Here is a 6,492-nt window from a genome sequence, read left to right on the forward strand (position 1 = left end):
CCAAAGTAGGCCGCCGTAAGGGCGGAAAGGTGACTAAAAGTCGACATCGCCGCCGAATGCGCATACATCTATCAAAACAAGCACTCTGATCCCCGGACCCGGACCCGGACCCGGACCCGGACCCGGACCTTGCCACCCCCCATCCAACCCGCTATCGTCCCACTACCCCAAAATTCATCCGATGACTGGACGTCCCCAGGTGACCCTCCTGATCAAACGCTCCCTGGTCGAGCAAGCCGTCGACCAACTCCGCGACCGCATCGCCCAAGGCACCTGGTCGATCGGCCAGCGCCTGCCCACCGAACCCGAACTCGCCAGCGACCTCGGCATCAGCCGCAACACCGTGCGCGAGGCCATGCGCGTTCTGGCCTTCAGCGGCCTGGTCGAGATCCGCCAGGGCGACGGCAGCTACCTGCGCACCGCCCAGGACCCCCTGCAAGCCGTGCAGGCCATGGCCCATTGCACTGTCGAGCACGCCCGCGAAACCCGCCATATCCTCGAAGCCGAAGCCATCGGCCTGGCGGCACTGCGCCGAACCGAGCAAGACCTGCACGAACTGCGTGAAGCCCTGCAGCACAGTGCCGCGCACTTCCAGGGTGACCTGGACGCCTACGTCGAATGCGACATCAATTTCCACCAGCGCCTGGTGGATGCCGCCCACAACCCCGCGCTCAGCGAACTCTACCGCTACTTCTCCGGCGTAGCGGCCGCCGCCTTGCAGCACAACATGACCACCGTCCCCCGTTGCCAGGCGGTGTTCGACCTGCATGAGCAGATTCTCGACGCCGTCGAACAACGCGACCCGGAACTGGCCAAGCGCCTGAGCCGAACCCTTATCGAATCCTGAACGGGAGACGGCCATGGCCGAACCTATAACCCGCGACACAACGCCCCGCGAAGCGGAACTCGACGAACTGCTGATCGACGCCGAGGCTGACGACGAGCAGGTGCAGCAACAGCCAGTGCTGCTGCGCCGACCCTGGCTGCTGTTGCTGGGCCTGGTGCTGGTGGCACTGAACCTGCGCCCAGCCCTGTCGAGCATGGCGCCGGCACTGGGCCAGGTCTCGCAAAGCCTGGGCCTCAACGCCTCGCAGGCGGGCTTGCTGACCACCTTGCCGGTGCTCTGCCTGGGGCTGTTCGCACCGCTGGCGCCAGTCCTGGCGCGGCGCTTTGGCAGCGAGCGGGTGATCCTCGGCATTCTCCTCACCCTGGCCCTGGGCATCCTGGTGCGCAGCGCACTGGGCGTGACGGGGGTGTTCCTCGGCAGCCTGATGGCGGGGGCGAGCATCGGCATCATCGGTGTGCTGCTGCCGGGTATCGTCAAGCGCGACTTCCCCCAACATGCCGGCACCCTGACCGGGGTCTACACCATGGCCTTGTGCCTCGGGGCGGCGCTGGCCGCAGGTGCAACCGTGCCGCTGAGCCAGCACTTCGATGACAGCTGGGCATTGGGCCTGGGTTTCTGGATGCTGCCGGCGCTGCTGGCGATGCTGGTATGGCTGCCCCAGGCCCGCCAGGGCCATGGCCTGCACAAGGTGGCGTATCGGGTGCGCGGGCTGTGGCGTGATCCACTGGCCTGGCAGGTGACGCTGTACATGGGCTTGCAGTCGTCGCTGGCCTATATCGTCTTCGGCTGGCTGCCCTCGATCCTGGTGGGCCGGGGCCTGAGCCCGACCGAGGCAGGCCTGGTGCTGTCGGGGTCGGTGCTGGTGCAACTGATCAGCTCACTGAGCGCGCCGTGGCTGGCGACCCGTGGCAAGGACCAGCGGCTGGCCATCGTGGTGGTGATGCTGGTGACCCTGGCCGGCCTGTTCGGCTGCCTCTATGCGCCCATTGACGGGTTGTGGGGCTGGGCGGTGCTGCTGGGGCTGGGACAGGGCGGCACCTTTGCCCTGGCCTTGACCCTGATCGTGTTGCGTTCGAAGGATGCGCACGTGGCGGCCAACCTGTCGAGCATGGCCCAAGGGGTGGGGTACACCCTGGCGTCCACCGGGCCCTTCGCCGTCGGCCTGGTGCATGACCTGACCGGAGGCTGGGATGCGCTGGGCTGGATCTTCGCCGTGTTGGGGGTGGGGGCTATCGCGTTCGGCTTGGGCGCCGGACGCGCCCTGCATGTTCAGGTCAGCAGCGAGCGGGTGTAGGCCACGCCGCCCGCGATCATCATTCACGGCGCGAATGGGCATGGTACTGCTGCTGGCCAGGCAGTATCGTGCGGGTTCCGTATCTTCGCAGGACCACCCCATGAGCGATGCCAACAGCGCCCTGATCACCCGTTTCTACCAGGCCTTCCAGCGCCTGGATGCCGAGGCCATGGTGGCCTGCTACAGCGACGACATCGCCTTCAGCGACCCGGTGTTCGGCACCCTGCGCGGCCAGGACGCCGGCGATATGTGGCGCATGCTCACCCGCCGCGCCAAGGACTTCACCCTGACCTTCGACAACGTACGCAGTGATGAGCTCGGTGGCGGCGCCCACTGGGTGGCGACCTACCTGTTCAGTCAGACCGGGCGGGTGGTGGTCAACGATATCCAGGCGCGCTTCGTGATCCGCGACGGGCTGATTTGCCAGCACGATGACAGCTTTGACCTGTGGCGCTGGTCGCGTCAGGCGTTGGGCATGCCGGGGGTAGTGCTGGGCTGGTCGCCGATGTTGCAGAACAAGGTTCGCCAGCAGGCCTTCAAAGGGCTGCGGGCGTTCCAGCAGGCGCGCTGAGCGGGTAAGCTGGCGGCCATCTTCATCTGTATCGAATCGAGCCGTGAGCGAGACACCTTCCACCGTCGAGTGCAAACCCTGGTACGTCTACCTGGTGCGGGCCGCCAATGGTTCGCTGTACTGCGGTATCAGCGATGATCCGCAGCGGCGGTTCGTCAAGCACCAGAAAGGGCAGGGCGCACGCTACTTCAAGACCAGCCCGGCGCAGGCGCTGGTGTACGTGGAGCAGTGGCCGGACAAAGGCGAAGCACTGCGCCAGGAGCGTCTGGTCAAGAAGCTGCGCAAGAAGGCCAAGGAGGCCCTGGTTGCCTCCTATTGCGAAGCCACGACGCTCTGATCTGTGGGAGCGGGTTTACCCGCGAACACCGGCAAAGCCGGTGCCATCCACGGTGTTGCCGGCTCCGCGGGTAAATCGCAGCGGCGAACCGCCGTTCCCACAGCGCTAGGCTGCTCGCCTCAGTCCTTGCGGCGTTTCAACTGATCGACCAACTGCGTCGGCAACCCCTTGATCACCAGCGTCCCCGCTTCTTCGTCGTACTCGATCTTCGAGCCCAGCAAGTGTGATTCGAAGCTGATCGACAGCCCTTCGGCCCGCCCGGTGAAACGGCGGAACTGATTGAGCGTGCGTTTATCGGCGGGGATTTCCGGCGACAGGCCGTAGTCACTGTTACGGATGTGATCGAAGAAGGCTTGCGGGCGGTCCTCGTCGATCAGGCTGGACAGCTCTTCGAGGCCCATCGGCTCGCCCATCTTGGTCTGCGAGGTGGCGTAGTCGACCAGGGTCTGGGTCTTTTCCCGGGCGGACTCTTCCGGCAGGTCTTCCTTTTCGACGAAGTCGCTGAAGGCCTTGAGCAGGGTACGGGTTTCGCCCGGGCCGTCCACGCCTTCCTGGCAGCCGATGAAATCACGGAAGTAATCCGAGACTTTCTTGCCGTTCTTGCCCTTGATGAACGAGATGTACTGCTTGGAGTTCTGGTTGTTCTTCCACTCGGACAGGTTGACCCGCGCTGCCAGGTGCAGCTGGCCAAGGTCAAGGTGGCGCGACGGCGTCACGTCGAGCTCGGCGTTCACCGCCACGCCCTCGCTGTGGTGCAGCAGGGCGATCGCCAGGTACTCGGTCATGCCCTGCTGATAGTGGGCGAACAAGACGTGGCCGCCGGTGGACAGGTTGGATTCTTCCATCAGCTTCTGCAGGTGCTCGACGGCGACGCGGCTGAAGCTGGTGAAGTCCTTTTCCTGTTCCAGGTACTGCTTGAGCCAGCCGCTGAACGGGTAGGCGCCGGACTCGCCATGGAACAGGCCCCAGGCTTTGCCTTGCTTGGCGTTGTAGCTGTCGTTGAGGTCGGCCAGCAGGTTTTCGATGGCATCGGAGGCCGCCAGTTCGCTGTCGCGGGCATGCAGTACAGCGGGGCTGCCATCGGGCTTCTTGTCGATCAGGTGAACGATGCAATGACGGATTGGCATGGAATTCTCTGTGATGTAAGCGGGGGCGAGGCCGCGCTGCAAAAGTCGCTCAGTTTACCTCAGGGTGGGGGCGATGCAGTGGCCAGATGTTGGCAGAAATGGCGGTTGTTCGTTTTTTGTTCATTTTTGTGCGTTTTTTCCTTAAACCCCCGAAAAACCTGCACAAAATCAGTGTCGACAGCGGATATTTATCGATTCCTGTGGTAGCTTTGCGCGGTCTTGCGCCCCTTGAGTGGCGCATTGCTGGCAGCGTGCTGGCGGGGTGTCGAACCAAACGCCGATTTGCGCATCTACATACGCGATCGACGCGGCCTCTGGATTGTCCCGGGCTGGCCCGACCACCGACCAAGCACGCTGCACAACCTCTGATTTGATAGGGAAGGAACACCACCATGGCACTGACCAAAGACCAACTGATTGCCGATATCGCTGAAGCCATCGACGCGCCAAAAACCACCGCGCGCAACGCCCTGGAGCAACTGGGCCAGATCGTCGCCGACCAACTGGAAAACGGCGCCGAAATCACCCTGCCAGGCATCGGCAAGCTGAAAGTCTCCGAGCGTCCTGCCCGTACCGGCCGCAACCCTTCGACTGGCGCTGCCATCGAAATCGCTGCCAAGAAAGTCGTCAAGTTCGTTCCGGCCAAGTCCCTGAACGACGCCATCAACAAGTAATTGTTGCTGCGTTGACGAAACCGCGCCCGGCTTGCCCGGGCGCGGTTTTTTTACGCCTGTGATTTCGCCTTGTGGGAGCCGGCTTGCCGGCGATCACCGGCAATGCCGGTGCCATCCACCGTGTCGCCTGAATCGCCGACAAGCCGGCTCCCACAGCAGGATCAACGCTTGGCCAGCCAGCCCTTGCGCGCGTCGTCGTCATGGAAGCTCCAGGCGACCATGCGGCTCTGCTTCTGCCCCTGGCCCATCTCGACGATATGCACGGCCTTCACGCCGGCCTTCTTCAGCGCCGCCTCGATGCCCGGCAGGTTGCTGGCCTTGGACACCAGGCTGGTGAACCACAGCACTTGCGCCGCGTACTGCACGCTTTCACCGATCAGTTGGCTGACGAAACGGATCTCGCCGCCTTCGCACCACAGTTCGTTGTTCTGCCCGCCAAAGTTCAGCACCGGCAGCTTGCGCTTGGGGTCCTGCTTGCCGAGGTTCTTCCATTTGCGCTGGCTGCCGCGGGTGGCTTCTTCGCGCGAGGCATGGAAGGGCGGGTTGCACAGGGTCAGGTCGAAGCGCTCGCCTTCCTGCAACAGGCCGCTGAGGATGTGCTTGCGCTCGGCTTGCAGACGCAGGCCGATGGCCTTGTCCAGCTGGTTGGCCTGGACGATGGCCTTGGCCGAGGCCAGGGCCATCGGGTCGATGTCGGAGCCGGTGAAGCGCCAGCGGTAGTCGCTATGGCCGAGCAGCGGGTAGATGCAGTTGGCACCCACGCCGATGTCCAGGACGCGCACCTGGGCGCCGCGTGGCACCTCGCCGGCGTTGTCCGCGGCCAGCAGGTCGGCGGCCACATGGATGTAGTCGGCGCGGCCCGGGATCGGCGGGCACAGGTAATCGGCCGGGATGTCCCAGTGCTGGATGCCGTACTGGGCCTTGAGCAGCGCACGGTTGAACACACGCACGGCTTCGGGGTTGGCGAAGTCGATGCTGGGTTTGCCGTAGGGGTTGGTGATGGTGAAGCGGGCGAGGTCCGGGTGGGCCTTGATCAGTGCCGGGAAGTCGTAGCGGCCCTGGTGGCGGTTGCGGGGGTGCAGGGTGGGTTTCTGGGTCATCGTGGTGTCCTGAAAAGCATCGCCGGCAAGCCGGCTCCCACAGGTACAGCGCATCCTGTGGGAGCCGGCTTGCCGGCGATGGGCTGCAAGGCAGCCCCGAAGGCTTCACTGAATGTTACAGCGCAGCGATCCGCGCATGCTGCTCGGTGAAGTTGGCCAGGGCCTGCTCCGACTCGGCCAGCTTGGCGCGCTCTTTCTCGATCACGGCAGGCGGGGCCTTGTCGACGAAGGCTGCGTTGGACAGCTTGCCGCCCACGCGCTGGACTTCGCCCTGCAGGCGCTGGATTTCCTTGTTCAGGCGTGCCAGTTCGGCGTCCTTGTCGATCAGGCCGGCCATCGGTACCAGCACTTGCAGGTCACCCACCAGCGCGGTGGCCGACAGCGGTGCTTCGTCCTGTTCGCCCAGCACGGTGAACGACTCAACCTTGGCCAGTTTCTTCAGCAGGGCTTCGTTCTCCTGCAGACGGCGCTGGTCGTCGGCGTTGGCGTTCTTCAGGAACAGCGGCAGCGGCTTGCCCGGGCCGATGTTCATCTCGGCGCGG

General features: G+C 64.5%; 7 protein-coding genes and 1 pseudogene. 5 read left to right on the forward strand and 3 right to left on the reverse strand.

All coding sequences use genetic code 11. The annotated features are described in order from the left end of the window. The first annotated feature begins 181 nt into the window (after window positions 1–181). From F6X61_RS25770 to F6X61_RS25785, 4 genes are all read left to right on the forward strand, one after another. Window positions 182–847 carry a FadR/GntR family transcriptional regulator gene (locus F6X61_RS25770; protein ID WP_153789126.1) on the forward strand — a complete coding sequence of 222 codons (666 nt, stop codon included), beginning with the start codon at window positions 182–184 and terminating at the stop codon, window positions 845–847. A 13-nt stretch (window positions 848–860) separates the two neighbouring features. Next, window positions 861–2,141: an MFS transporter gene (locus F6X61_RS25775; RefSeq protein ID WP_153789127.1), complete on the forward strand. Its 1,281-nt coding sequence runs from the start codon at window positions 861–863 to the stop codon at window positions 2,139–2,141. Between the two features lie 100 nt (window positions 2,142–2,241). Further along, window positions 2,242–2,712: a nuclear transport factor 2 family protein gene (locus tag F6X61_RS25780; protein ID WP_153789128.1), complete on the forward strand. Its 471-nt coding sequence runs from the start codon at window positions 2,242–2,244 to the stop codon at window positions 2,710–2,712. A 43-nt stretch (window positions 2,713–2,755) separates the two neighbouring features. After that, complete coding sequence (locus F6X61_RS25785) at window positions 2,756–3,049, forward strand: GIY-YIG nuclease family protein (protein WP_153789129.1); 294 nt, start codon at window positions 2,756–2,758, stop codon at window positions 3,047–3,049. 119 nt (window positions 3,050–3,168) lie between these two features. On the opposite strand, the gene yejK is transcribed toward F6X61_RS25785, so the two are convergent. Continuing rightward, window positions 3,169–4,176 (reverse strand): nucleoid-associated protein YejK, encoded by a 1,008-nt coding sequence (gene yejK, locus F6X61_RS25790; RefSeq protein WP_125465327.1) that lies wholly within the window; start codon window positions 4,174–4,176, stop codon window positions 3,169–3,171. 392 nt (window positions 4,177–4,568) lie between these two features. Here yejK and F6X61_RS25795 point away from each other — a divergent pair, with 392 nt between their 5' ends. Further along, on the forward strand, window positions 4,569–4,850 hold the full coding sequence (locus tag F6X61_RS25795) for an HU family DNA-binding protein (protein ID WP_110993227.1): 282 nt from the start codon (window positions 4,569–4,571) through the stop codon (window positions 4,848–4,850). Between the two features lie 161 nt (window positions 4,851–5,011). Here the strand turns inward: F6X61_RS25795 and rlmF are convergent, their stop codons facing one another. After that, window positions 5,012–5,950, reverse strand: coding sequence for a 23S rRNA (adenine(1618)-N(6))-methyltransferase RlmF (gene rlmF / locus F6X61_RS25800; RefSeq protein ID WP_153789130.1), 939 nt, complete (start codon window positions 5,948–5,950; stop codon window positions 5,012–5,014). Window positions 5,951–6,065: 115 nt separating this feature from the next. Beyond that, a pseudogene (locus tag F6X61_RS25805) lies at window positions 6,066–6,492 on the reverse strand (valine--tRNA ligase); the annotation flags it as partial.

The sequence above is a fragment of the Pseudomonas sp. EMN2 genome (assembly GCF_009650555.1).
GTDB lineage: Bacteria > Pseudomonadota > Gammaproteobacteria > Pseudomonadales > Pseudomonadaceae > Aquipseudomonas > Aquipseudomonas sichuanensis.

Excerpts from the sequence above, each read along its gene's own strand:
- F6X61_RS25770 (WP_153789126.1), top strand. The coding sequence starts at position 182 with ATGACTGGACGTCCCCAGGTGACCCTCCTGATCAAACGCTCCCTGGTC.
- F6X61_RS25775 (WP_153789127.1), top strand. The coding sequence starts at position 861 with ATGGCCGAACCTATAACCCGCGACACAACGCCCCGCGAAGCGGAACTC.
- F6X61_RS25780 (WP_153789128.1), top strand. The coding sequence starts at position 2,242 with ATGAGCGATGCCAACAGCGCCCTGATCACCCGTTTCTACCAGGCCTTC.
- yejK (WP_125465327.1), bottom strand. The coding sequence starts at position 4,176 with ATGCCAATCCGTCATTGCATCGTTCACCTGATCGACAAGAAGCCCGAT.
- F6X61_RS25795 (WP_110993227.1), top strand. The coding sequence starts at position 4,569 with ATGGCACTGACCAAAGACCAACTGATTGCCGATATCGCTGAAGCCATC.
- rlmF (WP_153789130.1), bottom strand. The coding sequence starts at position 5,950 with ATGACCCAGAAACCCACCCTGCACCCCCGCAACCGCCACCAGGGCCGC.